The organism is Nitrosopumilus maritimus SCM1 (assembly GCF_000018465.1).
In the GTDB taxonomy this organism is placed as follows: Archaea; Thermoproteota; Nitrososphaeria; order Nitrososphaerales; family Nitrosopumilaceae; genus Nitrosopumilus; species Nitrosopumilus maritimus.
The window spans coordinates 730,398-755,794 of sequence record NC_010085.1; the positions used below are offsets into that span (position 1 = coordinate 730,398).

Annotated in this window: 38 protein-coding genes and 1 tRNA gene; 12 read left to right on the forward strand and 27 right to left on the reverse strand. The window is 33.4% G+C overall.

Going from position 1 to position 25,397, the window contains the following annotated elements; all coding sequences use genetic code 11:
- Positions 1-23: 23 nt before the first annotated feature.
- From NMAR_RS04420 to NMAR_RS04435, 4 genes are all read right to left on the reverse strand, one after another.
- Positions 24-572: a hypothetical protein gene (locus tag NMAR_RS04420; protein ID WP_012215210.1), complete on the reverse strand. Its 549-nt coding sequence runs from the start codon at positions 570-572 to the stop codon at positions 24-26.
- Positions 572-1,966, reverse strand: a complete 1,395-nt coding sequence (locus NMAR_RS04425) for a hydroxymethylglutaryl-CoA synthase family protein (protein WP_012215211.1) — start codon at positions 1,964-1,966, stop codon at positions 572-574. The genes NMAR_RS04420 and NMAR_RS04425 overlap by 1 nt, the downstream gene beginning before the upstream one ends.
- Before the next feature lie 105 nt (positions 1,967-2,071).
- Positions 2,072-2,782 (reverse strand): DsbA family protein, encoded by a 711-nt coding sequence (locus tag NMAR_RS04430; RefSeq protein WP_012215212.1) that lies wholly within the window; start codon positions 2,780-2,782, stop codon positions 2,072-2,074.
- A gap of 37 nt (positions 2,783-2,819) precedes the next feature.
- Entirely contained in the window at positions 2,820-3,551 is a 732-nt protein-coding gene (locus tag NMAR_RS04435; protein WP_012215213.1) for a hypothetical protein, read from the reverse strand.
- Positions 3,552-3,702: 151 nt separating this feature from the next.
- Here NMAR_RS04435 and NMAR_RS04440 point away from each other — a divergent pair, with 151 nt between their 5' ends.
- Entirely contained in the window at positions 3,703-4,755 is a 1,053-nt protein-coding gene (locus NMAR_RS04440) for a type II glyceraldehyde-3-phosphate dehydrogenase (RefSeq protein ID WP_012215214.1), read from the forward strand.
- Here NMAR_RS04440 and NMAR_RS04445 read toward each other — a convergent pair.
- Together NMAR_RS04445 and NMAR_RS04450 are read right to left on the reverse strand one after the other, a co-directional pair.
- Positions 4,752-6,005 carry a hemolysin family protein gene (locus NMAR_RS04445; protein ID WP_012215215.1) on the reverse strand — a complete coding sequence of 418 codons (1,254 nt, stop codon included), beginning with the start codon at positions 6,003-6,005 and terminating at the stop codon, positions 4,752-4,754. The genes NMAR_RS04440 and NMAR_RS04445 overlap by 4 nt on opposite strands.
- 152 nt (positions 6,006-6,157) lie before the next feature.
- The gene (locus NMAR_RS04450) at positions 6,158-7,495 is read right to left on the reverse strand and encodes a threonine synthase (protein ID WP_012215216.1); all 1,338 of its coding nucleotides are present in this window, start codon (positions 7,493-7,495) and stop codon (positions 6,158-6,160) included.
- Between the two features lie 90 nt (positions 7,496-7,585).
- Here NMAR_RS04450 and NMAR_RS04455 point away from each other — a divergent pair, with 90 nt between their 5' ends.
- Positions 7,586-7,972 (forward strand): hypothetical protein, encoded by a 387-nt coding sequence (locus tag NMAR_RS04455; protein ID WP_012215217.1) that lies wholly within the window; start codon positions 7,586-7,588, stop codon positions 7,970-7,972.
- 296 nt (positions 7,973-8,268) lie between these two features.
- On the opposite strand, the gene NMAR_RS04460 is transcribed toward NMAR_RS04455, so the two are convergent.
- The 3 genes from NMAR_RS04460 to NMAR_RS04475 all read right to left on the reverse strand — a co-directional run bounded on the left by NMAR_RS04460 (position 8,269) and on the right by NMAR_RS04475 (position 10,046).
- On the reverse strand, positions 8,269-8,583 hold the full coding sequence (locus tag NMAR_RS04460) for a hypothetical protein (RefSeq protein WP_012215218.1): 315 nt from the start codon (positions 8,581-8,583) through the stop codon (positions 8,269-8,271).
- Positions 8,584-8,638: 55 nt separating this feature from the next.
- On the reverse strand, positions 8,639-9,088 hold the full coding sequence (locus NMAR_RS10060) for a hypothetical protein (RefSeq protein ID WP_148680306.1): 450 nt from the start codon (positions 9,086-9,088) through the stop codon (positions 8,639-8,641).
- Between the two features lie 409 nt (positions 9,089-9,497).
- On the reverse strand, positions 9,498-10,046 hold the full coding sequence (locus NMAR_RS04475) for a PDDEXK family nuclease (protein ID WP_012215220.1): 549 nt from the start codon (positions 10,044-10,046) through the stop codon (positions 9,498-9,500).
- 317 nt (positions 10,047-10,363) lie between these two features.
- On the opposite strand from NMAR_RS04475, the gene NMAR_RS04480 reads away from it, so the two are divergent.
- Both NMAR_RS04480 and NMAR_RS04485 read left to right on the forward strand, forming a co-directional pair.
- On the forward strand, positions 10,364-10,558 hold the full coding sequence (locus NMAR_RS04480) for a hypothetical protein (RefSeq protein WP_012215221.1): 195 nt from the start codon (positions 10,364-10,366) through the stop codon (positions 10,556-10,558).
- Positions 10,559-10,603: 45 nt separating this feature from the next.
- Positions 10,604-11,431 (forward strand): hypothetical protein, encoded by an 828-nt coding sequence (locus NMAR_RS04485; RefSeq protein ID WP_012215222.1) that lies wholly within the window; start codon positions 10,604-10,606, stop codon positions 11,429-11,431.
- Here NMAR_RS04485 and NMAR_RS04490 read toward each other — a convergent pair.
- From NMAR_RS04490 to NMAR_RS04500, 3 genes are all read right to left on the reverse strand, one after another.
- Positions 11,424-11,630, reverse strand: coding sequence for a hypothetical protein (locus NMAR_RS04490; RefSeq protein ID WP_238523202.1), 207 nt, complete (start codon positions 11,628-11,630; stop codon positions 11,424-11,426). The two genes, NMAR_RS04485 and NMAR_RS04490, sit on opposite strands and share 8 nt — an antisense overlap.
- Before the next feature lie 98 nt (positions 11,631-11,728).
- Positions 11,729-12,838 (reverse strand): thiolase family protein, encoded by a 1,110-nt coding sequence (locus NMAR_RS04495; protein WP_148680098.1) that lies wholly within the window; start codon positions 12,836-12,838, stop codon positions 11,729-11,731.
- A 2-nt stretch (positions 12,839-12,840) separates the two neighbouring features.
- The gene (locus NMAR_RS04500; RefSeq protein ID WP_012215225.1) at positions 12,841-13,806 is read right to left on the reverse strand and encodes an LLM class flavin-dependent oxidoreductase; all 966 of its coding nucleotides are present in this window, start codon (positions 13,804-13,806) and stop codon (positions 12,841-12,843) included.
- 99 nt (positions 13,807-13,905) lie between these two features.
- Between NMAR_RS04500 and NMAR_RS09720 the strand changes: the two genes are divergently transcribed.
- Positions 13,906-14,055 carry a hypothetical protein gene (locus tag NMAR_RS09720; protein ID WP_187146588.1) on the forward strand — a complete coding sequence of 50 codons (150 nt, stop codon included), beginning with the start codon at positions 13,906-13,908 and terminating at the stop codon, positions 14,053-14,055.
- A 9-nt stretch (positions 14,056-14,064) separates the two neighbouring features.
- Here NMAR_RS09720 and NMAR_RS04505 read toward each other — a convergent pair whose 3' ends face one another.
- The 5 genes from NMAR_RS04505 to NMAR_RS04520 are packed head-to-tail and all read right to left on the reverse strand — an operon-like array spanning position 14,065 to position 16,739.
- Complete coding sequence (locus NMAR_RS04505; protein WP_012215226.1) at positions 14,065-14,733, reverse strand: nucleotidyltransferase family protein; 669 nt, start codon at positions 14,731-14,733, stop codon at positions 14,065-14,067.
- A gap of 36 nt (positions 14,734-14,769) precedes the next feature.
- Positions 14,770-15,039, reverse strand: a complete 270-nt coding sequence (locus tag NMAR_RS04510) for a hypothetical protein (RefSeq protein WP_238523203.1) — start codon at positions 15,037-15,039, stop codon at positions 14,770-14,772.
- Positions 15,026-15,163, reverse strand: a complete 138-nt coding sequence (locus NMAR_RS09725; RefSeq protein ID WP_187146568.1) for a hypothetical protein — start codon at positions 15,161-15,163, stop codon at positions 15,026-15,028. The genes NMAR_RS04510 and NMAR_RS09725 overlap by 14 nt, the downstream gene beginning before the upstream one ends.
- Before the next feature lie 7 nt (positions 15,164-15,170).
- Positions 15,171-15,563: a hypothetical protein gene (locus NMAR_RS04515; protein WP_012215228.1), complete on the reverse strand. Its 393-nt coding sequence runs from the start codon at positions 15,561-15,563 to the stop codon at positions 15,171-15,173.
- A 33-nt stretch (positions 15,564-15,596) separates the two neighbouring features.
- Positions 15,597-16,739 (reverse strand): 5-(carboxyamino)imidazole ribonucleotide synthase, encoded by a 1,143-nt coding sequence (locus NMAR_RS04520; RefSeq protein WP_012215229.1) that lies wholly within the window; start codon positions 16,737-16,739, stop codon positions 15,597-15,599.
- Between the two features lie 99 nt (positions 16,740-16,838).
- On the opposite strand from NMAR_RS04520, the gene purE reads away from it, so the two are divergent.
- Entirely contained in the window at positions 16,839-17,414 is a 576-nt protein-coding gene (purE, locus tag NMAR_RS04525) for a 5-(carboxyamino)imidazole ribonucleotide mutase (protein WP_012215230.1), read from the forward strand.
- On the opposite strand, the gene ilvA is transcribed toward purE, so the two are convergent.
- Positions 17,415-18,623, reverse strand: a complete 1,209-nt coding sequence (gene ilvA / locus NMAR_RS04530; RefSeq protein ID WP_012215231.1) for a threonine ammonia-lyase — start codon at positions 18,621-18,623, stop codon at positions 17,415-17,417. It abuts the gene before it with no gap.
- A 180-nt stretch (positions 18,624-18,803) separates the two neighbouring features.
- On the reverse strand, positions 18,804-19,640 hold the full coding sequence (locus tag NMAR_RS04535; RefSeq protein WP_012215232.1) for a hypothetical protein: 837 nt from the start codon (positions 19,638-19,640) through the stop codon (positions 18,804-18,806).
- A 202-nt stretch (positions 19,641-19,842) separates the two neighbouring features.
- On the opposite strand from NMAR_RS04535, the gene NMAR_RS04540 reads away from it, so the two are divergent.
- Positions 19,843-20,634 carry an adenylate/guanylate cyclase domain-containing protein gene (locus tag NMAR_RS04540; RefSeq protein WP_148680099.1) on the forward strand — a complete coding sequence of 264 codons (792 nt, stop codon included), beginning with the start codon at positions 19,843-19,845 and terminating at the stop codon, positions 20,632-20,634.
- Between the two features lie 13 nt (positions 20,635-20,647).
- On the opposite strand, the gene NMAR_RS09730 is transcribed toward NMAR_RS04540, so the two are convergent.
- Positions 20,648-20,794, reverse strand: coding sequence for a hypothetical protein (locus NMAR_RS09730; RefSeq protein WP_187146569.1), 147 nt, complete (start codon positions 20,792-20,794; stop codon positions 20,648-20,650).
- A gap of 137 nt (positions 20,795-20,931) precedes the next feature.
- Here NMAR_RS09730 and NMAR_RS04545 point away from each other — a divergent pair, with 137 nt between their 5' ends.
- Positions 20,932-21,303, forward strand: a complete 372-nt coding sequence (locus NMAR_RS04545) for a hypothetical protein (protein WP_012215234.1) — start codon at positions 20,932-20,934, stop codon at positions 21,301-21,303.
- 57 nt (positions 21,304-21,360) lie between these two features.
- Positions 21,361-21,747 carry a hypothetical protein gene (locus tag NMAR_RS04550; protein ID WP_012215235.1) on the forward strand — a complete coding sequence of 129 codons (387 nt, stop codon included), beginning with the start codon at positions 21,361-21,363 and terminating at the stop codon, positions 21,745-21,747.
- Here NMAR_RS04550 and NMAR_RS04555 read toward each other — a convergent pair.
- The 4 genes from NMAR_RS04555 to NMAR_RS04570 are packed head-to-tail and all read right to left on the reverse strand — an operon-like array spanning position 21,744 to position 22,989.
- Positions 21,744-22,154: a VOC family protein gene (locus NMAR_RS04555; protein ID WP_012215236.1), complete on the reverse strand. Its 411-nt coding sequence runs from the start codon at positions 22,152-22,154 to the stop codon at positions 21,744-21,746. The two genes, NMAR_RS04550 and NMAR_RS04555, sit on opposite strands and share 4 nt — an antisense overlap.
- Before the next feature lie 34 nt (positions 22,155-22,188).
- Positions 22,189-22,407, reverse strand: a complete 219-nt coding sequence (locus NMAR_RS04560) for an Lrp/AsnC ligand binding domain-containing protein (RefSeq protein WP_012215237.1) — start codon at positions 22,405-22,407, stop codon at positions 22,189-22,191.
- Complete coding sequence (locus NMAR_RS04565) at positions 22,401-22,640, reverse strand: hypothetical protein (protein ID WP_012215238.1); 240 nt, start codon at positions 22,638-22,640, stop codon at positions 22,401-22,403. Before NMAR_RS04565 ends, NMAR_RS04560 begins: the two co-directional genes overlap by 7 nt.
- A gap of 34 nt (positions 22,641-22,674) precedes the next feature.
- Positions 22,675-22,989, reverse strand: coding sequence for a hypothetical protein (locus tag NMAR_RS04570; RefSeq protein ID WP_148680100.1), 315 nt, complete (start codon positions 22,987-22,989; stop codon positions 22,675-22,677).
- A 241-nt stretch (positions 22,990-23,230) separates the two neighbouring features.
- On the opposite strand from NMAR_RS04570, the gene NMAR_RS04575 reads away from it, so the two are divergent.
- Entirely contained in the window at positions 23,231-23,518 is a 288-nt protein-coding gene (locus NMAR_RS04575) for a hypothetical protein (protein ID WP_012215240.1), read from the forward strand.
- A gap of 48 nt (positions 23,519-23,566) precedes the next feature.
- Here NMAR_RS04575 and NMAR_RS04580 read toward each other — a convergent pair.
- Positions 23,567-23,640 (reverse strand) — tRNA-Phe (locus tag NMAR_RS04580).
- Between the two features lie 43 nt (positions 23,641-23,683).
- A complete protein-coding gene (locus NMAR_RS04585) occupies positions 23,684-24,220 on the reverse strand; it encodes a cob(I)yrinic acid a,c-diamide adenosyltransferase (RefSeq protein WP_012215241.1) in 537 nt (178 codons plus the stop codon).
- 80 nt (positions 24,221-24,300) lie between these two features.
- Between NMAR_RS04585 and NMAR_RS04590 the strand changes: the two genes are divergently transcribed.
- Entirely contained in the window at positions 24,301-24,834 is a 534-nt protein-coding gene (locus NMAR_RS04590; protein WP_012215242.1) for an HD domain-containing protein, read from the forward strand.
- On the forward strand, positions 24,834-25,058 hold the full coding sequence (locus NMAR_RS04595; protein ID WP_012215243.1) for a hypothetical protein: 225 nt from the start codon (positions 24,834-24,836) through the stop codon (positions 25,056-25,058). The genes NMAR_RS04590 and NMAR_RS04595 overlap by 1 nt, the downstream gene beginning before the upstream one ends.
- Here NMAR_RS04595 and NMAR_RS04600 read toward each other — a convergent pair.
- Positions 25,055-25,396 (reverse strand): hypothetical protein, encoded by a 342-nt coding sequence (locus NMAR_RS04600; RefSeq protein ID WP_238523206.1) that lies wholly within the window; start codon positions 25,394-25,396, stop codon positions 25,055-25,057. The genes NMAR_RS04595 and NMAR_RS04600 overlap by 4 nt on opposite strands.
- Between the last annotated feature and the right edge of the window lies 1 nt (position 25,397).

Consider the following 25,397-nt stretch of genomic DNA (forward strand, 5'->3'; position numbering starts at 1 on the left):
TTGATATTTATTCTCTTTTTGTTCTATATTCGTAAAATTTTGAACTTGTTTGCACCGCCAACATTACTAAACTGTGCAATCTCAAAAATAATCTTTGAAAATGTGGATCTTTCTTTTGATAACACAAAACTCTTTGTATCTAATGACATGTCTTCTGATAAAACCACCCAAATGTTTTCTTTGTTTGGTTGAATTTTCTCTAACTGAGTAATTTTTTCTTCAATAACTTGCTTATCTGAAGATTTTGGAATACAAATCAATAATGTCATTTTAGGATCTTTCTCTAATGTTTTGATGTCCGGAACTACAATGTCTAACTCTATTCCTTGATAATCGATTTTTCTTTGACTATTCAATAGTGCATTAGTTAGTAAATAATGAAGAATTCCTGTGGCCAAAATTCCTACGGCCATATCTTTTTCATCCATAGCTATGATTTTGTCATAACAATTCTCAATAATTTCATCAATGACAACATCAAATTTTTTTTGAGAGATTAATTGCGGAATTGTTTGTGAGTTTTTGATATAATCAAATAGATAATCCTTGATTGGATTTGCCTCTTCATCCATTATTCGTTATAGATGTAACGTCTTTCGCCTCTAGATTCAGTTTCAGTTTTTACATCCACTAGACTGAATTCTTTTTTGGATTTGAGCATGGATTCTTCTGGAGACAACTTGTTTTCATGTAATTCTTCATATTCTTCCCAAGTTAGTCTTCGTCTTTCACCAATTTCAGCTTCCAAATTCATATTCTTTACAATCTCTTCAAACTCTGGTTGAATAACGCCACTAAACACCATTGCACTACTGCCACTTCCATAGGAACCAAACCCAATTCTTTTACCTTCTAATTGAATTCCTTTTTGATATTCAAATTCTAAACTACTTCTGAATCCCAAGTAAAGTGATGCAGTATACAAGTTACCAATCATACTAGATGCAATAAGTGAACTTGCAAGTTTTGATTCATAGACTTCTTGATATTCTGGAGTCTTTGTAAATAATTTTGTAAACTCGTGATCTTTTGCCATAAACTCTTCATCTCCCAATACTGATTCTATAGTTCCTCGAGGATCTTTTGGAATTGGTTCATCCATTCCAATTTCTTGTAGAACTTTTTTCCATCTTGGAAGTTGACGCCATTCATGTCTTACCAAATATGCTAATGCCTTCTTTCCCATGTTGCTGTATGGCAAGTGCATGTTGATGTAATCCATGTGGTCTAGTATTGTTTCCCCTTGCTCTATGTTGATTAATTTAGTTGAGATTACTTTTTTCTTGTATGCTTCTAGTGCTTTTCTTACTTGAATCATGTATAACATGTTGGAATATTGACCATGAACGATTGGGGTCTCTTTTCCAAATGGTCTGTAAAAGTCATATTCATCTTTAATTGATGTTGATGTTACTTTAGGATCAAATGCTAATAATCTTGGATTATCATTGAGAAGCATCACTACAGCTCCTGCACCCTGTGTCATTTCTCCACTAGAACCCATATCATATTTTGCAATATCTGATACCACTACCAGGGCATGTTTTCCCTCTGCTTCTCCAGCTCTAATCCAATTTGTATTGTCATAAAGAGCATAAGAGCCACTAACACATGCAAATTTGGTCTCAACGCCACCACAGTGCTCAAATGCACCTTGACCATAGACTTGCTCTAACATGCCAATCACAAAAGAATTCATTGCCTTTGATTCATCAAATGATGATTCTGTTGAAACGTATAATCTACCAATATCTTCTGGAGATAGCTTGTTTTTTTGCATAATTTTCAAACAAGCGTTTGCAGCCAGTATTGCTGGGTCTTGATTGGCATCAACTATTGCCATTTGAGAAACTCCCAAGCCCTTTTGTAATTTTACGGGGTCTAATCCTCTTGCTTCAGCAAAATCTGCTGCATCAATGTATAATCTAGGGATGTATATGGAAATGTCATCAATTCCAGCTGCCATAAGCTTGCCTCCGGGAATTCACTAATAAGGTTAGCGGGTAAATTCTAGATAACTAGGAAGGGAATTTTGACAATTATTTTCAACTTGTCACGCCTGATCTGATCGCTAACTGAGTTTTTCTAACTCTGAATCAAATGTCATTTGAAATGTTGAATATGGTTTGGCACCAAACAAACTTGTAACTTCTCCATCCGGCCCTATTACAAAAAATGCTGGAGTTCCAGTTAATTCTAGTGATCTTGCATCTTCATTGCTTGCAACAATTGTCTTTGAATGAATTCTATCAATCATACATTCAGACCATGTATCTACATCCAATCCAATTTCTTGTGCAAATCGTAGTAAGTTTTCTGAAGATGCCCATCCATTATTCTCTCCAGTCCAGTTGTTATACAAAATATCGTGATATTCCCAAAACATTCCCTGATCATTTGCACAATGTGCTCCATGAGATGCATTAATGGAATCAGGACCAATTATGTTGTAATCTTTGAAGATCATTCTCACTTTACCAGTTTCAACATAATTCTCTAAAATGTCTCCTTCGGTTGAATGGAAAAAGACATTACAAAAATGACATTGATAATCACCAAATTCAACTAGTGTGATTGGAGCGTTGGAATCTCCCAATATTGGAGAACCATTGGCCAAAAATGTCTCCATAGTCACTCTTGCTGGTCCTTCTGGTTGAATTGTAGGGGTAGGTTGCATTACTAGTTCTGATTCATTAGATATTCCATCAAAACCCAAAAAAACAATGACTAAAACAACTGCAGAAATTCCTGCACCTATTGCCAAAGATGGACCATGTATCACTAGTTTTAAAATTTTTTTAGCTCATTTAGTCTTTGTGTTATGGTGATGAACTTCCATCACTAGGTGTTTCTCCTAAAGTGAACATTTGCAATAATTTTGATGATCTTGAATCATTATCTTCTGCAGTAATTGTAACTGTTAGGTTTTCCCGTGGGTATCTTTCAGGAATGTAAAATTCTGTTTCAAAGAGTCCCCTGTCATTTGTAATTCCGTTTGCAGAATGAAATTCTTCATTGTTTTCATCTAAAACCATTACATTGATGTTGATGTTTGACAGATGTCCATAGTTTAGATTAAAATCATTTAATTTGTTTTGTTGTGGGTCATATGTTTTAATCTCAATTGAAGCGTATTGCTTTGAATAAACTCGTTGTGTATATTGAACTAAAATCTGTAAATCGTCTTCTTTTTCCATTGTATCTTCTTCTGTAATATTTTCTTGTGTAGTTTTTTCCTCAAATGATAATGGCATAAACTCTCCTCCAACATAGATTATTCCGTGTGTTTTAATCTCGTCGTCTATAATTTTTGAATATGTGATATATGGAAATCCTTCAATTGTATGTCCAGACATTCTAATGATCTTCCCATTAGAGAATTCTCTTATCTGAATATCATTGCTTATTTGAAATTGATTTTCATCCGTGTTTATCGCGCCAGTTTGCAAAAATGGAATTTCTGTAAGTGGGTCTACTTCAGCGTATGTATTGGTACTGAAAAACAATCCAAAAGATAAAATGAAAATTCCTGCTATGATCTCCCTTTTCATATTTTTTCTACACCGAATCTTACTTTAAAGAATTTTTATGGAATGATCCTGTTGATTATTTTCAAAAAAATCTTGGATTTATGACTGGATGTTTATTTGGAGTTAATGCTGGTATCAATAACTAAAAAAACGGGATATATTGTGAAATGATATGAAGCAAGTTTTTGTTAATGGGTATGGTTCCATTGGCAGTAGAATCACTGCTTTTCTCAAAGATGATCCTGAAATCTTAGTTGTGGGCGTAGGAAAATACTCTCCAGACGATGATGTCAATCTTGCAATCTCTAGAGGCTTGAATGTTTATGTTCCTGAAAAAAAATTAGATGATTTCAAAGATTTCAAAATATCTGGTTCTATTGAGTCTGCATTAGACAATTCTGATCTTGTAATTGATGCAGCTCCTGGCGGTCATGGATACAAAAACAAGAAAAATTTGTATGAACCACGTAACCTTCCTGCAATTTACCAAGGTGGTGAATCAACAATGGGCGATGATGCAGTTTCTGATTTGTTGTTTAACTCTAGAGCAAACTATGATCTTGCAATAGGAAAACATCATGTCATGCAAGGAAGTTGTAATGTAACTGGAATGGGTAGAATCCTTGAACCATTAAGGGACAAATTTGGAGATAATTTGATTAGATTTGATGTTACACTTGTTAGAAGATGGGCAGACATTGAACAAACTGACAAAAAACTTTCAGACACCATTGAAATGACTGAAAAACCTCATCATGGTGATGATGTAAAATTATACTTTGGAAAAGATGCACCACTTTATGTCCGTGCAATCAAAGTTCCTACAAGACAGATGCACTTACACATTATGGATATTAGATTCAAAGATACTGCACCAAAACCTTCTGAGATTCATGAACTCTTTACAAATGAATTTGGTGTTGCAACACTTTGGACTGCAAAGGGAACAAAAGATGTTAGAGATTATGCACAAAATATGGGCTTTAATTTTACAGATACTAATATGATTCACATTCATGCAAACATGACTACTTCCATCGGTGATACGGTACAAATGATGTATTCAGATGATCAAACAGGAATTGTTATTCCAGAAAATCACATGTTGATGCAAGCAATGTTGTTTGAAAAATCATATGCTGATGCATTTGCTCACACTGAATCAATCTTCCACATGGTTGAAAAGAAACAAAAATTGCAAGAACACTTTGCAAAGAAGGACTAGGTTCTAATTTTCTCTATTCTGATTTTTTGAGGAATATTCTTTGATACTTTTTCTACAACTATTCTAAGATCTTCTACCTCTACTTTGTCCCCTTCTTGTGGAATGTCTTGTAGTCTTTCATGTAACAAACCACTCAATGATGCATAATCATCACCTTCAGGTACGTTAGTTTTGAAAATTTCATTTACAATATCAATTTCAATATCTCCGTTTGTGACAATTGTGTCTTGATCAATTCTTTCATAGCCTATAGTTCTAGTTAGATCCGTTTCATCTTCAATCTCTCCGACAATCTCTTCTAACAAATCTTCTAGTGTGACTAACCCTTCAACTCCTCCATGCTCATCTACAACAATTGCCATGTGTGTTTTTCTTCCCTTCATCTCTTTTAGCAAAGAACTAACCATCTTTTCTTGAGATGCAAATACTGGTTTTCTTGCAATTTGCTCTAAACTAACAACTTCGTTGTCTTTTTCTAATTCTTTTAGGACATCTCTGGCATGAATAAAACCTACAATGTCATCTTGTGTGTCCCCATAAATTGGAATTCTAGAATGACCACTTTGGTTAATTTGTGGTAATGCTTCAAAAAGTAACATTTTTGAATTTAGTGTAAACATTTTTGTTCTTGGGGTCATCACTGAACGAATTACAGTGTCATCAAATTTCAATGCCCCGTGAACTAATTCCATTTCATCTCTCTCAAGTGCTTTTTCTTCCAAGCCTTGATCAATAACTCCTTTAATCTCCTCTTCAGTAATCGGTGGAGGAGCATAACTGCTACCTGTCATCTTTACTACACCTTTTGTAATGGTTTCAAAGAATTTTACAACTGGATATAATGCGTAACTAAATCCTAATAATATTGGAGCGTATCTTAATGCAATTTTTGTAGAGTTTGCATTACAGTATGTTTTTGGGGTAATCTCTCCAAAAATTAGAATCAAAAATGTCATGATGCCCACGGCAATTCCTAACCCTTCATCACCAAACATTCTGATTGCAACACTTGTTGCCAATGCAGATGCCCCAACATTCACCAAATTATTGCCCAGATTGACACTAGACATCATCCATCCAGGATTTGTTTTTAATTTGTAAAGTGCCTTAGCACCTTTCTTACCTTCATTGAATAATTGAACAACTTTGGATTTTCTTACTCCTACTAGTGCAACCTCTAACCCACTGAAGAATCCAGATAATCCAATAAGTACAGCTAACGCTCCAATTTCAACCCATAAATCTACCATGATATCCTCCGGAAAATTTTCTTAGAACAACTATGTTGTTTTTTCATTTAGTATTGTTGCACCATCTCTTTGGTATACTAAATTCGTAAAACAGGGATTTAACCTTTAAGATTCTAATTATTTTTAAAATTAATTGAGCCTAAAAATTGAGGCTAATTTTTTGGAGGTTTTGCAAACTTGTTTTGGGGATTATTGTGATAATCTACTGGAAGCATTGCATCTTTTTGTCTGCCTGTAAGAATTCCAACCACTGTGTCGTCTTTTTGTATTATTCCCTCACTCGTCAATTTCTTAACTCCAACCACTGATGCACCTGATGCCATCTCACAATCAAAACCGTTTAGTCCTACTACTGACATTCCATCAAGCATTTCAGAATCTGAAACAGTTGTTGCAACACCGTTTGTAAATTCAAGTGCGCGTAATCCTTTCAAAATATTTGCAGGTCTACCAATTTGAATTGCAGTAGCTTTGGTTTTTGGTCTAATTCCTTTTGAGTCTAAATCATCATAATATCTTGTAATTAATTCAGTATTGGGGTTTCCTTTATTCCATCTTAATTCCTCTCCTTCAAATTTACCATTATACAAATCAGATAATGTACTTGCACCTTCAGAGTTTATCACTGCAATTCTTGGAATTTTTTTAATCCATCCCCATTCATATAGTTCCATCAATGCTTTTCCACAACTAGATGTGTTCCCTAATGCACCACCTGGATAAACAATCCAATCTGGAACTTCCCAATTCAAATATTCTAATGCTCTAAATGGTATGGTTTTTTGTCCTTCAATTCTAAATGGATTAACAGAATTTACAGTATACCCATCATGATTCTGTGCATCATCTAATGATTGTTTTAGAGCATCATCAAAATTTCCATCAATTTCTAAAATCTGAGCTCCAAACTGATACGCTTGGCTTAATTTTCCTGGAGCAATTTGTCCTGCGGGAATGTATACATCACAATTTATCCCTTCATTTGCTGCAAACATACCTGCAGATGCTGAAGTGTTTCCAGTAGATGCACAAACAATCTTTTTTGCACCTACCATTTTTGCATGAGTTACTGCAGTTGCCATGCCATTATCTTTGAAAGAACCACTTGGATTGTATCCTTCAGGCTGTAACCATAAATTATCATTTGAAATTCCTACAAGTTCTGAAGCCTTTGCCATATGGTAAGGCTTTGAGAGTCTTCCTTCTGCACCATCAAGTGAAACCAAATATTTTGAACACTCTTCAATGTTTTCAGTATCTATTTGACAAAAGTTTAGTAATTCTCTGAATCTCCAAACTCCACTTTCATTGAATATGTTCCCTTGCGAGTTTCTTCTATTGTAAAAAACTTCTTTAAGATTTTCTGAGGGAGTATGTTTGTATTTTACATCAAGCAGATGTCCTTTTTCACATTGAACATTTGTGCTCTCAATAGGGTATTCCATACCGCATTGTGGATCAATACACTTGAGATATGCGTCTCCCTGCATAATCCTTACAAAAAATTATGATAATTTAAAGCAAAGGTACAATTTTACAAAGTTAAAGCTATTTTTCCTAAACTTTAGATTAGATGTATTTTGAAATTAACTGTGGTAACATACATCGAATATCTAAAAAGCATACTATTGCAAATTCTTGAATCTTATGAGATACTAAAAGAAATTCAAGATAAACCCGGAGATCTAGACCTTATCAAAAAAGAATCACTCAAAATCAATGGATTTTTGAAGGTTGTCTCAAACAAAGTTGAGGACACAAAAATCCCTCACTCTGATTTCAAGCCTCTTAAATCAAAATTCAAAAGTTATTTAGAAAATTATTTCTTTGAGCAAGAAATTGAGACAATGGCTCCTCTTTATCAAGATGATGTGCATAGAATAAAGAATATGAGATTAAAGATTTTAGAATCATTTGATGAGAACAAAATTATGACTGATATCAAGGAGTTTGTCGATAAGATTTGAGTGATAAAAAGTGCGTATTATGTGGTTGCAAAGATCATAAACTTTTTGGATGCAATAGGCACATGTCCAAAAAGTGTAGTTGTTTTAAAGAAGAAAACTAATTTTTAGAAATTATTTTTGTTTAGGTCCAGATCTTTCATGAAAATTTATGCAACATTTGCATTCTTTTTCAAGACATTCTGATTCAGAATGGTGCCCACATATGCCGCACTCGCAACTTCTAGCCATGTTCTATATTGATATAATTGGAATATAATTTATCCTCCAAATTTTTATGAGTTTGAGGTCAAATGAGATTATTTCTTAGATTTTGATTTTTTCTTAGACTCTTTTCCTTCTAATTCCTTCTCAATCTCTTCAGCCTTACTATCAACTGCTTTGATTACTTCTTGAATTAATCCGTCAAGATCACTATCTTCTACTTCCGGCTCTACTGTGGCTGCAATTTCATTAATTGTGTTTGAAATTTCTGCACTAACATCTTCAAAACTCTCAGGATCCTCATATGTTGAATTGTAGAGATTTTTGAGGTTATTTACATGTCCTACTACTTGATCCGTTATTACAATTTTGTAATCAGTTCCATTAACGTCGAATTCTTTTGAACTCATAACATTTTTCGAAATCTTATCTTTATAATGTTTTTCAGAGGAAAATGATGAACTATTAGAATACTATGTAATCTAATGCTGAGGCATCACTGATTAATCTAGTATGTTTTGAACCTACTACATACCCATTTTTGATGTCTTCTGCAGGGATCCATCTGTTTGTTGATGTATAATGTCTCTTTTCTTGCAATTCTCTTTCAATTGCTTCTACATCAAATTCTCCTTCTTCTACCTCTTGTGTTGCTAGATGTTTTATGGTTACAAGAATTTTAGTTACTTTTACTCTATCTCCAAATTTCCATTTCATTGGAGGGTTTTCATCTGATACTTCTAACACTTTGATTTTCATTTGTTTATTTCCAAATGCATCATGGCTGATCAGAGTCTTTTCATCTGTAAATTCTTCAAAAGTAATTCTGGAATTTACTTCTTCATCAGATGCTGTTTCTAATAATGCTGCAGAATTAAATTCTGTTGATGGAGTTTCATCATAACTTGTTTTGATACTAATTTCAGGTAATTGTGATTCTTCAGGTTCTGGAGTAGGTTCTACAACTGGTTCAGGTTCTGGAGTAGGTTCTACAACTGGTTCAGGTTCTGGAGTAGGTTCTACAACTGGTTCAGGTTCTGGAGTAGGTTCTACAACTGGTTCAGGTTCTGGAGTAGGTTCTACAACTGGTTCAGGTTCTGGAGTAGGTTCTACAACTGGTTCAGGTTCTGGAGTAGGTTCTACAACTGGTTCAGGTTCTGGAGTAGGTTCTACAACTGGTTCAGTAGGATTTTTAATTTGCTGAATCCTTTTTGCTTCCTTTTCCCATTGTAATTGGGCTTCTTCATCTTTGTTTACTTCAGACAATACCATTGATTCTTGTTTATTCTTTAAAAACGATTTGAAGATTTTGTAAAAATTGGCACTATTTGCGTTGTTTTGTTTTAAATGGCATTTTACATTCTTTTAGATTGATCTCTTTTCGCATCCCATCTACTTTTGCATATATTTTTCCATCATATGTGCAGACACAATCAGTAATGTCTAATTTTTCATCCCAAATCTTGTAAAACTCTCTTAATTCTCGGCTTTCGTATTTTCCTATTCCCAATCTTTTCTTTGATAGAAATTTGAATGCCAATAACACCTTTCTTTTTTTGTAAATATCAAACGTCTTTGCCCACTCTAAACACCTTTCAATTTGATCATATGGTACTGGGAGTGAAGTGCTTGTTCCAGACTTTGCCTCAATAGTGAAAATGGCACTGTCTTCAGTGTTTACTGCCAATACATCAGGCAGTGCAATGCTGGGAGAACCTAATCGAAATGCCTTCCAGTTTGGAGTAGCGTTGAATCGTTTAACCAATGTATCTTCCCATTGATACCCACGCTGTCTGCGGGTTTTTGCAGCTTTTTGATTATTTGTTTTAGTTTTTTTAGATAACTTTGATATTGTTACTGTTCTTGAACGCATACTTTTTTTCCTCTTTTTTAGATATAGTAAGGTGGGTAATTACATAATACCCGTTAAATTTCATTGAGTTGTTCGTTTCTTATTTGTGATAGAAACCAAATCTTGGATAAATTTGGTAAAACAATAATACTCTTGAGGAAAAACATCATTCATGGCTAAAAAGAAACAGGAATTAAAACAACGCCAAAATCTTCAATGTCATTGGCATTGCCCATGTGAAGACTGCCGAAACGATGATGAATCATACTAAATTTGACAATTTCACTTTTGAAATTCGTTAACAGTTTATCTAAATATGACCTAATTTCAAATAATTTGTGTCTGAAATTATAATTGAAAAATTACTTGAACAACGAGATTTTTACCTTAGCACACTCAAACAATTAGAATTTCAAAGAGTAATGGACCCAACAGAAAACGAACTAAAAGAAATTGAGAAATTACAAACAACTACTGTTGATCAATTAAAAAAAGTGGAACAAGAAATTGCATATCTTAATTCCCAAAAATAACATAAATTACAATGAGTTTATCAAACCCTTATTTTTACAAAATTCATGTTTGATGAAATAGTTCAAAATTTAGTTTCAATAAAACAAGATTTTGCCAAAAATTATTCAGGAAATGCCCACATTCAGGAGGTTGTTCCTGCCTCAAATTCTGAAAAATTCCCCCTTGATGAAGGTCATTTACAATCTATTCATAACTTTGCAGAAAAAAATCCAATATACCATGACTCTTTTGAAGAAAAAATTTTGGGCACTGATTGTGTAGTTTATGAAGGCGACATTAATGATTACTGGTTAAACAGTATCAAACATGGAACAAGTTGTCAGCCATTTTATCCAACATGGATGATTTCTGCATATTTGATGACATTAATTGCAAAAAATTTGGGATATGAAGAACTAATTGACATTGGTTCAGGTGATGGACGTATTGCATTTTGTGGGAAAATTTTAGGTTTTACAACACACAGTATTGAAATTGATGATGGTCTAGTGGAATTGCAAAAAATAATCTGCAATGATACAAAACAAAGCTTTGATCCTATATGTGACGATGCATTAGAGTTTGACTATTCTAAATTTCAGCTATCAAAACCAGTATTTTTCATTGGTGGATTGCCTCAAATGGGAGGAGATATGTTGGCAACAAGTATCATTGATAAAATAAATTCTATTGATCAACTCAAAAGTTCTACTGGGATAGTTTTTGCTGGAACTCATTCTAAAAGACAATTGTCTGGAAATTTGGCAAATGGTGGATGGAGTTCGTTAATTGAAAATCATAATTTGCAAGTAATTGAAACAGTTTCGCTTCCTACTGTTTGGACATTTGATCAAACTACTGAAACCCCTTACATCTATACAAAATTCAACTAACTTCGAAAAAATAATTCCCTTCATTCATCCCACATTTTGAAATTTTTACAATTTGATCAATTTCAGGTTCTTTAGACATTTTTGCCATGATTCTAAAAGAATCTTCTATCTCTACAATGCAAAAATAATCTTCGTTTTGCTTTGAAAATTCAATGATTTTACCTTGGAAATCTCCTTTTTTGAGGGATGTTTTACCCATACAAGTGTCACAAAATTCTATTGGTGGCCACACTATTTTTTTGCAAATAGTGCATTCTGGGATTGAAAAATTCCCTTTAGAAATCTCTTCTTCAAAAATCACTTTTCTAACACCAAAATAGTTGAAGATGTTGCTGCTGCAGACATGTTGTGAACTAGACCAACATTTGCATTTTCAACTTGTCTTTTTTCTGCATTATTTTGCAGTTGTTGCATAATCTCGATAGTTTGTGCAATACCTGTTGCACCTAAAGGATGTCCACAACCAATCAGTCCTCCTCTTGGATTAATCTTGAGGTTTTTTGTTTCATAAAGTTCTTTTACAATGGTTGTACCTTTTCCAGGATTTGCCATACCAATTGCTTCTAATGCCATTGGTTCACATACTGAAAATGCATCATGAACTTCTGCCACATCAATGTCTTTAATTTTTCTCTTTGCCATGTTTAGTGCTGTTTGTGTTGCATGTTTTGTAGATTCCATTGAATTGAATGATTCATTTTTTGTAAATCCTGCTGAAATTGTTTTTTGACCTACTCCGGTAATCCATATTGGTTGATCAGTAATTTTTTTCATCATGTTTTCTGATGCTAAAATAATTGATGCACTTCCCGTACATGATCTCGAACAATCAAGTAATCTAAGATCATCAGTAATTTTTTTAGAATCTATTACATCTTGAACTGAATATGTTTTTTTAGAGAGAGCATTTGGATTGTTTTGAGCTTGACTGTGATTCTTTACTGAAACTATTGCTAACTGTTCATCAGTAACTGAGAATTTTCGTTTGTATGAACTCGTAAAAATTGATGCCCAAAATATTGGATGTTTAAACTCTCCACGTGAATTGTCCCATTCTAAAATTTGGCCTGGACTATCATATCTTTCAGCACCACTTACTAGCACCATATCTGCCAGACCTGCTGCTATGTACGAATAGGCTGAAACAATCGAATTTGTGCCTGAATTACACAGATTTTCTATAGAATGTGCCGTTTTTGGTTGAATTCCTATGGCCTCTGACAATATAGGTGCAAGATATTTTGAGTTGTTGTTAGTTGAAACCAAAACTGCATCAATATCATTTTTTTTGATTTTGGGATTATTTTCAATCAAATTTTTTGTTGATTCAAAAAGTGCAGATTCTATTTTTTTATCATCTTTGGTAAATGGTGTAATTCCATATGCTGCAATACCTACTTTGTTCATACTCATTCATCCAAAAATGTTTTTTGTAATAATCTAAACGATTCCATTGTGTCACCTACTGGATTGAATTGTATTATTGGCAAATCAATTCCTGTTTGTCTGAAAACATCAAGTTGTTTTTTACATTCTTCAGGAGTTCCTGATATTGTAAGTTCTTTTAACATTGAATCTGGGACTAGTTCATGATTTGATGAAAATCCTGATTTTTTAAATTCTTCAAATATGTTTGATGTTTCTTTTTCAAATCCATTTTTTGCCAAAAATTCTCTATAGATTTTACCAACGGAAACGTAGAATGCTAATGTCTTTTTTGCACGTTCTATTGCTTCTTCTGCGTTATTTGATACGCATGTAATTATTTGACATGTGACGTCTATCTTTCTTTTTGATTGCATTTTTTGAATCGTTTCTTTCATTTCATTTTTAGGTCTAAGATAAAAAATCACACCATCTCCAAGATCCCATGTTAAATTTACCATTTTTTCATTAACTGCTGCAATGTATATTGGAATTGATTCTCTTTGTGGTTTGATCAATAATGTAAAATTTTTCAAATTGAAAATTTTTCCTGAATAGTTTATTGGTTTTCCAGATGTTATCATCTTGATTATCTCAACATATTCTTTCATTCTTTGCAAAGGCTTTTCAAAATTATATCCGTGAAAAGTCTCTACGATTGGCAAACTACTAGTTCCGAGACCTAGAATTACCCTTCCTTTAGATATTGTATCTACTGTGACTGCCCCCATTGCAATTGCTGCAGGACTACGAGAATAGATGTTGATGATTGATGAGCCTATTTTTTGAGTAGAAGTTTTGCTTGATACTGCGCTTAACATTGAAAAATTCTCCATACCCCATGTTTCAGGCATCCAGATTGCGTCTGCAGTGGTTTTAGATATAATTTCGGCACAATTTAGAACCTCATTTACGGATAACATTGAGCCTAGACTACATGCAATACGCATGAATTACCTAATGCAGATTGGATATTCTAGTGTTCTGTTTTAGCATTGGGTTAATTTTGATTGAGGTGCCGTATTATTCGAAAATCTATACACTATGAAATGTTGAGCGAACAAACATTTGCACAAATCTCATCCAAAGAATCTACTTTTTGGAATGATGCTACCAAATATGCTTCAGCTAGCAAAGATGAACCCTTTGTTGAAGAAGTTGCATACATGATGGTAACTCTTCATAGAACTGGCGCATAAGCCAAAAATCTATTTTATTATTTTCTCTATTTCTAATGCGCATTCTTCCATATCTTTGAATGAATCTACAGAATACCATTTTGTATTTTTGAATTTAACAGTGTTCAGAGTACCTTTTTTTGCATATTTTGGGAAAACTGTTTTTTCAATGTCTCCTTTATCAGGGAGTTCTTTTAGAACTGTTTTTTCTAGATGATAAATTCCTGCATTCATCCATGTGTCTGAAATTTCTTTTTTCTCTCTAAAATTTAGGATCTTATCATCATCAGTTTCCAATATGCCATATTTTGTTCTTAATTCAATTGCTGCAATTGCATTTTTCTTTTTTTGTAATTTTTTTAAATCAATGTTTGTAATTGTATCTCCATTTAACACAAAAAATGATTTTTCATTGATCATCTTTCCTGCTTTTTTTATGGCTCCACCAGTACCTAGTGGTGTCTTTTCAATAGAGAATTTTATTTTGATTCCAATATCTTTCATGTTCAAGTGATTCTCAATCATCTCTGTTTTGTAACCTGTGCAAATAATGACTTCTTTAATTCCAAATTTTTTGAGATACCTGATTTGCCATTCTATTATTGGAATATTCTTTATTGGAACAAGTGGTTTTGGGACATAATCTGTTACAGGTTTTAGTCGCTTTCCACGACCTCCAGCTAAAATAATTGCTTTCAATAAATTTGTCTAATTTTTAGAGTATATCAAAATTTTCTATTTTATTTCTTGAGTTTTCTTACCTATACTGTCTTTGTTTTTTGATTCTGATTCATCTACTATTTGCTCCATCTTTTCGGCAAATTCCTTGTAAATTTTCTCTAGTTCTTTTAATGGTAATTCAATACCTAGTAATTTCATAGTTTTATTCCAAGATTCAATGTATTTTTCATCATCAAGACCCTTTCCCAGAGTTTCAGCTATGGAGTGAACTCCCTCTGTTTTTCCTAGAGCATAAATGGCTATTTCACGTTCAGTTAGCATCATTATCACTCTCTGTCATGTAATAGTGGAGTTCAGTATAGCATTCAACGCAATATTCTTCAAAGTTGGTATGATCACAATCATAGACTTTTTTTACATCATTACTACATTTTGCACAAATTGGCATGATATTCTCAGTTAGATTTTGCTATCTTTATTCCACCTAATGCCAATTGGATTATGGCTGGAATCAACATCATGGCCATTGAAGCCATAGGGTCTCTATCTGAGGTTTCAGCTGAAGGTGCTGGATTTACCATTACTACAATTCCACCAAGAATAATCAAAATACCTGTAATGATGATCATGACTCCTAATCCTTTGGAGGGTTCTTTTAGAGAAATGAAGAATGCTATAATTGGTAAAATTAATGCAGGTGCTCCCAATCCCATACCTCTTTGCATGTGATCAAGGGGCAAAAATCCATAGTCGCTATCTGAAGACATTGCAACTGCAACATCTGCAGCATAAATCAATAGCAATCCTATTGCAATTCCTGTAATGACTAGTGCTGCAGTTAGTGCCATGATAATTTTTTTTCCTCACAACTAATATACTTATCAGATAGATTGAACTGCTGCCCTAGGTTTTATGGATTCCAATTTCTTCAATAGATCTTCAACTGATTCATTGTTTGTAGATATCAGATTAAAATGACCTAGTTTTCTCATGGGTTTAGAAATTTTCTTTCCATACATTTTGAGAAATAGATTTTCTTCGGGGATTTCTAATGGCTTGTATTCTCCCTCAAAGGTTTTTGTTCCAAGTATATTGTACATTATGGTAGGACGTAAAAGTTTGGTACTTCCAAGATCTAATCCTAAAATTGCACGCAAATGTTGTTCAAACTGTGATGTTTCACTAGATTCCAAAGTATGGTGTCCTGAATTGTGAACTCTAGGAGCAATTTCGTTAATTACAATCTGATCATCTCGAGTTACAAACATTTCAATTCCAAACACTCCTGCACCTTTTAGTACGTCCATAGTTTGACTGGCAATTTTTTCGGCATTCTTTGTTATTTCTTCAGAAACTCTTGCAGGAGCAATTGTTTCGCGCAAAATATTTTCTTCATGAATATTTTCTACAAGAGGAAATGTTTTGATTTCGCCTTTAGTGTTTCTAGCTGCAATTACAGATACTTCCATTTTGAATGGCACAAATTTTTCTAACATCAATTTTTGATCTTTGAAATAATCATATGCTGTTTGGACCATGTCTTCAGAGTCTACCTTAAAGTTTCCTCGTCCATCATATGCATCACGTCTTGCTTTGAGCAATGCAGGATATCCAAATTTTTTCAATCCCTCTTTAACATCATCAATGTTTGAAATTTCTATAAACTCTGGAACAGGGATACCGTGTTCTTTAAGAAATGTTTTTTGTAAGAATTTGTCTTGAATTGTATGTAATGTTTCAGGAGAAGGGTTAATCTCTGCATTTTTTTCAACGGATTTTAAGACTTCGCTATCTCCTGATTCAATTTCATATGTAATAATGTCTGATTTTTCTGAGAGTTCAATTATGGCATTTTTGTCTTTGAAATCTGCAACAATTTGTTCTGCACCTACTTGAGCTGCAGGACAATTCTCTGTAGGATCCAATACTATGATTTTTGAAACATTTTCAGGCATCTTTTTGGCAGCCTCTGCTATCATCATGCCAAGCTGTCCTCCGCCTATGATCCCTAAAATTTTGGTCATATTACACCCAATATCTATGGAATAAAAATAGCTAATGTTACAGATTCATCAAAAATCTAAATCGTTATCATTAATTACTAACTAGTTTTTTCTAATATCGTGACATATTCAAAAAAACCCCTTGTTGGAATCATAATGGGTTCTAGTTCGGATTCTAGAATAATGAAAGGAGCAGCTGAAATTCTTGATGATTTTAAAGTAAAGCATGAAGATCAAATTATTTCAGCACACAGAACTCCAGCTAGATTGGCAGAGTATGCACAACATGCAGAAAAGATGGGTTTTGATATAATCATTGCAGGTGCTGGTGGAGCAGCACATCTTCCAGGTATGATTGCATCACATACAGTCATTCCAGTAATCGGCGTACCAATACTAGTTTACAATGACAAACACCACAAAAAAACAGATACTGAAAAATTTTCAGCATTTGGAGGATTGGATTCATTGTTGTCTATTACTGAAATGCCCTCGGGATCTCCTGTAGTTGCAGTAGGAGTAAACAAAGCAGGTAATGCAGGAATTTATGCAATGAAAATTTTAGCAAACAAATTCCCAGAACTCAAAAAGAAACTAAAACAACATAAATCTAATCAACATGAATCAGTTGTTAAAGAATCAGAAATGATGAAGAAACAAGGATTATCTTCTTTTGCTAAAAAGAAATTCAAATAATTATGTCAATAATGTGAATTGAACATCTTTCTTTCTTAATGCTTCAATTAACGCATCTGCTTGCTCTTTTCCTTGAGTTTCTAAATTCATAGTAACTGATGCCGAACCTGCATTAACATTTGAACTTAATCTGTCATGAACAACTTCTACAATGTTGGCATTTGCAAGGGTAATGACATCAACAATTTCTTTGAATGAACCTGGTCTGTCAGGTAGCAATACTGATAATTTCAATAATCTACCCATAGCAGCAAGACCTTTGTCTACTATTTGTCCCAAGAGATACATATCCACATTTCCTCCTGCCAATACTGCAACTACTTTTTTGCCTGGGGCAGGTTTTTTTGAAATTAGATAAGCTAAACTGGCAGCACCTGCGGGTTCTACTACAAATTTCATCCTCTCCATTAAGAGAAACATTGCTTTTGTAATTTCAGTATCATCTACTAGAACAACTTCGTCTATGAGTTCATTAATTACACTAAACGTTAACTGTCCTGGAACTTTTACTGATATACCATCTGCAATTGTTCTTGCACCTCCACTTGCAGTGATTGATCCTTGTTTTACTGATTCATACATTGATGGAAAAGATCTTGATTGTACTCCAATAACCTGAACATTGGGGTTTTTTTCTTTAATTGCAATTAAGGTACCTGCAGCCAATCCTCCACCACCTATTGGAAGATACACTTGATCAACATCTGGCAAGTCCTCTAGTATTTCTAAACCAATTACACCCTGTGCTGCAATAATTTGAGGATCATCAAATGCATGTATCATAGTTGCCCCAGTTTCTTTTGCAATCTCTTTTGCTTTTGCAGAAGATTCATCATAGTTTACACCTTCTAGAACCACATTTGCACCATAGCCTTTTGTTGCAGCCACTTTTGCAGGGGATGCATTTTTTGGCATAACTATAGTACAAGGAATTTCTTCAAGTGCTGAAGCTAATGCAACACCTTGTGCATGATTTCCAGCAGATGCTGCAACCACTCCTTGTTTCTTTTCTTCATCAGATAATGATTTGATTTTGTAATAAGCGCCACGAATTTTAAATGAACCAGTTTTTTGTCGGAACTCTGCTTTAAGATAAACTTCAGACTTTGTAAGCTCACTAAAAGTAGGTGAATGAATTAAAGGAGTTTTCTTTATTTCATTTCCTCGCATAGAGTTTGCTTTTTGTATCTCGTCAAATGTTGGTTCCATTGGAAATGTTGCTAAGAAAACGATGTATTTGACTTCTTCTATACAAAAATTATTTTTTTAGTCAAATTTTATGCGTAAATTTCTAGGAATGCCTAAATAGTAAACAAATCGCGTTTAAATCATATCAGGGAATCAGAACTCCCCTGTGAGAAATTTTCTCATATCTGATTCCTTGGTCTTTTAGTTAATTATAGTTACAAACTCGTCTAGTCGTTTTACAATACCTTCTTTTGCAGATTCAGACATTTTTCTAGGGTCAAACAACCCTTCTCGAGTATTATTTTTCACAAATTCTAAATCAAATGTACACAAACAACCCTCTTCACCAGATACAAGTTTTGAATCATCAATTAATGTGGGAGTTGTCTGATATGTTTCAACTAAAAGTGAATCCAATTCATTAAACAACTGAGTCTTTTTTTCAGATAATTTTTGAAAATCAACTCCTGACTGTTCTTCAATTTCTGAAAAAATTTTTTCTCGAAACTCATCATTTTCATAAAAAACTTCAAAAAGTTTTTGATGATCAAAATCCTTGTATCCCATTTCTTTTAATTTGTCTAACACATATTGATCACTGTTGTTTGATAACTCTTCTTCTTTGTTTTTAGTCATGTCAATAATTTCAGATAATTCTTTTTGGCAATCAATCACTCTTTGATCTGGTTTGTAGTATAACAAAACATGAAATTGTATTGAGACATGTCCTGAAATCAAATAGTTTCCTTCCATGATTTCAAACTTCATGAAAATTCTTCTAAGATCTTCATTGTTTGATATTGTTACATCTTGTATTGACCAATCTTTGAGATTTGTACCAATGTTTTGAAAATAATCCATCACTAGTTTTGGATCAAAGGTTTTTTGTTCTGAAACTGTTGCATCTCCCAACATGACTTTGGCATCGATCATTTTTGTCATGTCTGTAATTTTTGTAAGAAATGATTTTTGAATAAGATCATTTTTTTCATTCAAAAGTTTGATGAATTCATTGGGAGATCGTGTACCTAAACGCACAAGATTTACAAAATTATTACTTGCCTTAAACCTTCATCAATGTCTAAATATGTAATTGAGTAATTTTAGGCATGGAAAGCTCTGGTTTTGCCTGCGATGAATGTGATGGCGAAATTGTAGAATATTATCATGAAGGGTATAAGGGGAAAAGAGGGAAATGTTCCCAATGTGGACAGGAATTTCCTTTAGAATAGGAGAAAAAATGGCTGAAAACAGTGTAGAAAAAGAATCAGATTCCAAGCAAGACAAAGTAGTAGACATGTTACTCAGTTCTGCATCAGAGAAGACATTAGATTCTGAATCAATGATTTTAGAAACTCAAAAAAGAGTATGGGGAGCATTAAAGAAAGGATATCAGTATTCAGGAGTAGCTGATGAATCTGACATATTCCTGAGAAAAAATGTATTTTCAAAATTAGATTTGGTTGTACTTTATGTTGATTTGGTTGGTTCAACCACAATGACATTGGAAATGCCTGAAGAAAAGATTGCAATCATTATCAGTTCTTTTGCACAAGAGATGGCTGCAGTAATTAGACAGTATGAAGGCTATGTTCTCAAATTTGTAGGGGATGCTGTGATTGGATATTTTGATGCACAAAGTAATGGTTTACTTGCATCGGATAACGCTGTAAATTGTGCAAAATCTATGATTACTGTAATTCAAAAAGGAATCAATCCAATTTTGAATCAATATGATTATCCAGATTTGATGGTAAAGATTGGTGTAGATTTTGGTAAAAATATTGTTGTAAGATACGGTGCCGATGAACAGCAATCCCATGTAGATGTAATGGGACCTGCAATGAATATTGCAGCTAAAATACAAAACATGGCAAAACCTAATCAAATTTTAATCGGACAAGATGTCTATCAGAGATTACATCCAAATTTCCAAAGAGATTTTGTTGAAGTAATATGGAAACAAGATGAATGGAAATATCGCTCCAGAGTCACTGGAGAAATTTACAAGGTTTACGAGTTTAAAGGATAAATCCGATTTTTTATTATACGGTGAATTTGTCAGGACATTCTACATGTTCGTAATGATGTTCTGTGAATTTTTCTTGAACAACATAGATTACAATCTTGTGTAGATCCTTTTCGTCAATGTCTTTTTTGCATCTGAGACACGTCTTTTTCATTTCGGCCATGCGTACCAGCGATCTAAACTGCGAATCTATAAGGATCTGCGATCAGCTCAAATTGAGCAAAAATGACTCTGATTTCACTAAACTGTATATCAAATGCCCAAAGCAAGGCAGAAATATAGCAAAATCAGACTAATTTCGTGGAAAACACCGTCAATAAACACCTACAAGACCTCTATGGATTGAATCCAGACATCCCTCATATGGCACTACAATTTCCTAGATTGCCCCCAGGACTAACACATCCTATGTTTAACATTCACAAAAATCCTGTAAAAGAACAATTTTCACGAGATGCAGAAACAATCAATCAAAAACTTCAAGGATTCCAACACATGTATCAACAATATGCAGCAGGACTGTTGACTGGAAACCAAGTAATTCCTCCAGGACACCCATTATACACTAAACAAAATTCTGTACAAGCACTTCAAGCTGAAAATGATAAACTGCTAAAAGAAAATACAGAATTAAAGAAAAAATTAGAAAAAGAATCCAAAAAACAAGATTAAAAATTATTCAAACTTTTTAGAATAAGCCTTATTAGTTGCAAATCCAATTTTTAGTATATGGCTAAAACTCCTGCAGACAAATGGAAAGATACTGTTGTAAAATATAGAAAACAATGTCAAAAAATTTTGGACGTATCAAAGAATGTAAGATATGCGGGAGTGATTAATGTTTATGGAAGAACTTTGGCAGGAATTGTTCAACCAAATCTTAAACCATTGTTAAAATCTGAACAGGTAAAAAATGAATTTTTCATAATTTCAACATTGATATCTTTGAGAAAAAATACTGCAAGTACTGTTGGAAAATTAGAACATGTAATTCTACAACATCAAAAAGTAACAATTGTTCTTGTACAAAAAAATGAAATTACCTACTATGTTTCCATTAATAGAAAAGAAAAAGGCTTAGAGAAAATTATTTCTTCAATAAAGAAGATTGTCTAAGCAGGTGTAAATCCGTGGTATCCACCAGTTTGTTCAGCTTTGTCTGAGAAACTTGGTTCAAACAAAGAAATCAAATAACCATCAGGATCTGAAATTACAGCATTTTTTCCTGCATCTTTCTCAACAATGTCTCGATGAATATTGACTCCTTTTTCTTTCAATTCGTCTACTGCAGATTTTACATCTCCGACTAGAAAACCGACTGTGATTCCACTCTCAAGAGCATTTCCCTGTTGTTCTGTTAGTGAAGCTGGATGTAGACTCAATAAAGCTCCAGATGTGCCCAAATCAACCCATGTTCTTCTCTGATTTTTTATTGGTAATCCAATAATTTCGTTGTAGAACTGTATTGATTTGTCTAGGTCTTTTACGGCCAAAATCACATTTCCGACTTTTTTGATATTCACAGGAGTTCTACCTCGAAGTTCTTTAAATTAATTGTCATTGAACTTCAACCATGGTTTCAGTTCGTTCAACACCGTTGATTTTTTGAATTTGGTTGGCAACATCTTTGATTTGAGCAAGTTCTTCAACATCAATAATGGCTACTGCATCAAATTGACCACTAGTAGGAAAAGAGTCAGATACGGAATCAACCTTTCTCAATCTTGCCGCAATCAGTTTTTTTGGAGATTTTACTAAAATGATGGCCCTTACCAACCTAGATTTACCTCCACTTCAATCAAAGTTTCTGTAGTTACAATATCTTTAATTTTCTTAAAATCAATTACCATGTTATTGATATCATCAATTCCGCCTTGCAAAAGAACACTAATGTCTGCTCTACCAGTAACCACCATTACCTGTTTTACAATCTTACGTTTTTTCTTTAAAATTTGAACTACAGTATCCACTTTACCAGGTTTTACGGTAATTAGACATAATGCGCGCATACAAGTACTACGTTATTGAATCGGATAAAGATTCCTAGTCAAATGCTTCTTGAGACCTTGCTTCTTCAAGATAAGCGCGTCTCTCTTCGTTGACTTTTTCTTGATCAATCTCAATATCATCATCTACTATGACTATTCCCATATCTCCGACAGGTTCTTCTTTCTTCTTTGATTTGCTGGTTTTTGCCTTTGATTTGGTTGTTTTTGCCTTTGAGGTTGTCTTTGATTTTGTGGTTTTTGCCTTTGATTTTGTGACTTTGGCCTTTGTTTCCTTAGCCTTTGATTTGGTTGTTTTAGCCTTAGTATCTTTTGATTTGGTTGCTTTCTTTGTAGATTTTTTTTCAGCCATGAATGTCGAAAATCAAGAGTTTGCGTTATTTTTAAAGATTTTGTAGAATTGGTTTTTCGCAAATTTATTCAGATTATCCGATCAAACAATTCTTTTTTTGATAATAGATCAAAGTAGCCATCTGGGTCAAGAATTTACTCAAAGTTGAATTTATCAAAAAACAAGTTTTTGGTATTTTGTTGGGAGGTGAAAGAAGATAGCAACATTAGCAGATTATGCAACTGTAGGCGATTCAGTCAGCTTGGCAAAAATTGGCGATAAGGCATTTACAATTACATTCATTGAAGATTCTGATTATACTCAGGGAGATCAAATCACAAAAGGAGTAAAGATCACAACTAAAGAAACTTTTGAGATTGAAGGCAATTTTGTAAATAAATTCCATACAACAAGAGTGGCAATTGTAAAGAAATTCAGTAATGAAAAATTACGTTCAGATGTCAATAATGGTAATTCATTAGGACCAGTAAAATGCGTCTCTGAAAAATCAGCCTCTGGAAAAAATTTCTATAATTTAGTAGATGCATGATGAGTTAGATTAACTCAAAACCATCATTATTTTTTTAAAATAATAAAGTGCCGCGGGCGGGATTTGAACGCGCGACAGCCCGGTCTTCAGCCGAGTGCTCTCCCAGGCTGAGCTACCACGGCACTTGAAAAAAATAATTTTGTCGAGGAATTAAAGTGTGTCTTTTTAGATCTTCCAAATAATGTCTTCCGTACCATTTCTTTTGTTGATCAATCTGCCCATAACAAAAAATAGATCAGATAATCGATTTAGGTAAATTATACAGTTTGAATTAATTTCATCTTTTTCTGCAAGTTGGACAGTTAGGGTTTCAGCTCTACGTACTACAGTTCTGGCATAATGTAATTTAGATGTAGGAGTAGAGCCTCCTGGAAGTATAAAATTAGTTAGTGGTGGGAGTTCTGATTCAAATTTATCTATATTTTGCTCCAACTCTTGTATCATCTCTAAGGAAACTCTGTTTTTTACATCATTTAGATTAGGATTAGATAAATCAGAACCTACAACAAACAAATCATTTTGAATTTTTCTAAGTACATCAAAGATATCTTCATCTAAAGAATTTGTTAACACAATACCCAAAGCAGCATTTGCTTCATCTACAGCACCATATGCAAATATTCTCGGATGAGATTTTGAGATACGTAAATTTCCTTGTAGTCCAGTATTTCCATCATCTCCTGTTTTAGTGTAAATTTTCATAAAAATACATGACTTGTTTCAACTATTATGTGATTCTAAAATCTCAAAACTCTTTAGGAGACTAGTTGTTCTATTTTATAATGATTGAAGATTTTTTTCATAATGTAGCAAATCTAAAAAATATTTCACGTCAAGGGTGGATTGACAAACTTTCTATAGATAATCCAGAATCTGTTGCAGACCATACATTTTCTATGGCAATTATGGGAATGATAATTGCAGATTTGGAGAATTTGAATTCAGAAAAAATTCTCAAAATGATTCTATTGCATGATCTTGCTGAATCAAAAATAGGAGACATTGTTCCAGACAAGATGTCATTAGAAGAAAAACAAAAATTAGAAAATTCTGCATTTGATGAAATTATCAAAACATTGCCTGAATCTTTGACGCATAACTATGTGGAAATTTGGAATGAATATCAGAAAAACAATACTGATGAAAGCAGCATTGTTCATCAGGTTGACAAATTAGAGATGGCACTTCAAGCAAAAATTTACCAATCTCAAGGATATTCTAAAGACAAATTAGAAACTTTTTTTGAATCTGCAAAATCAAGTATAACTCATCCAAAATTAAAAGAATTATTTACAAAGATAATTGATGAAGAATAATGTCTGAAACAGAAAAAGATGAATTAATTGATGCGCAAAAACAAGTTATTGGAATACTTTTTGAAGTCATTAAAAGACTACAAGCCAATAGTGATTTAGATGAAGAATATTTTGAAATCGTCACAAATAAAGAAAATAATGAGACTCGGTTAAATGAAATTCTTAACGAAAGAAAGGAAAATGCAAAAATCGTAGGTAGACTATTAGAACAATTAGAGGTTTAGTGTCCACAACTACAATCATCATCAGACATTATACGTAGATGGGCAGTTTGTTGATGTTTGTCCTGAATATAGTTTGAAAGATTTGCAATTCTTATTCTAGGTTCTCTTGTTTTCCAACTACCTTCATTTTCAAACCAAAATTCAATTTCATCAACATCATATCTCTCTCCATTTTTTACTAATTCTTTGAATATTGATTTTATTTCTTCTACTTCTGATTCAGACAATTTTGATTTGTCTTCCACCAGGGTAGTAATCTCATTTAATTTGATAATCACATTGTTTGTAAGAGGCATGGATTTTTTTGCCCAACATTCTATAACTATCTTTTGAGGCAAT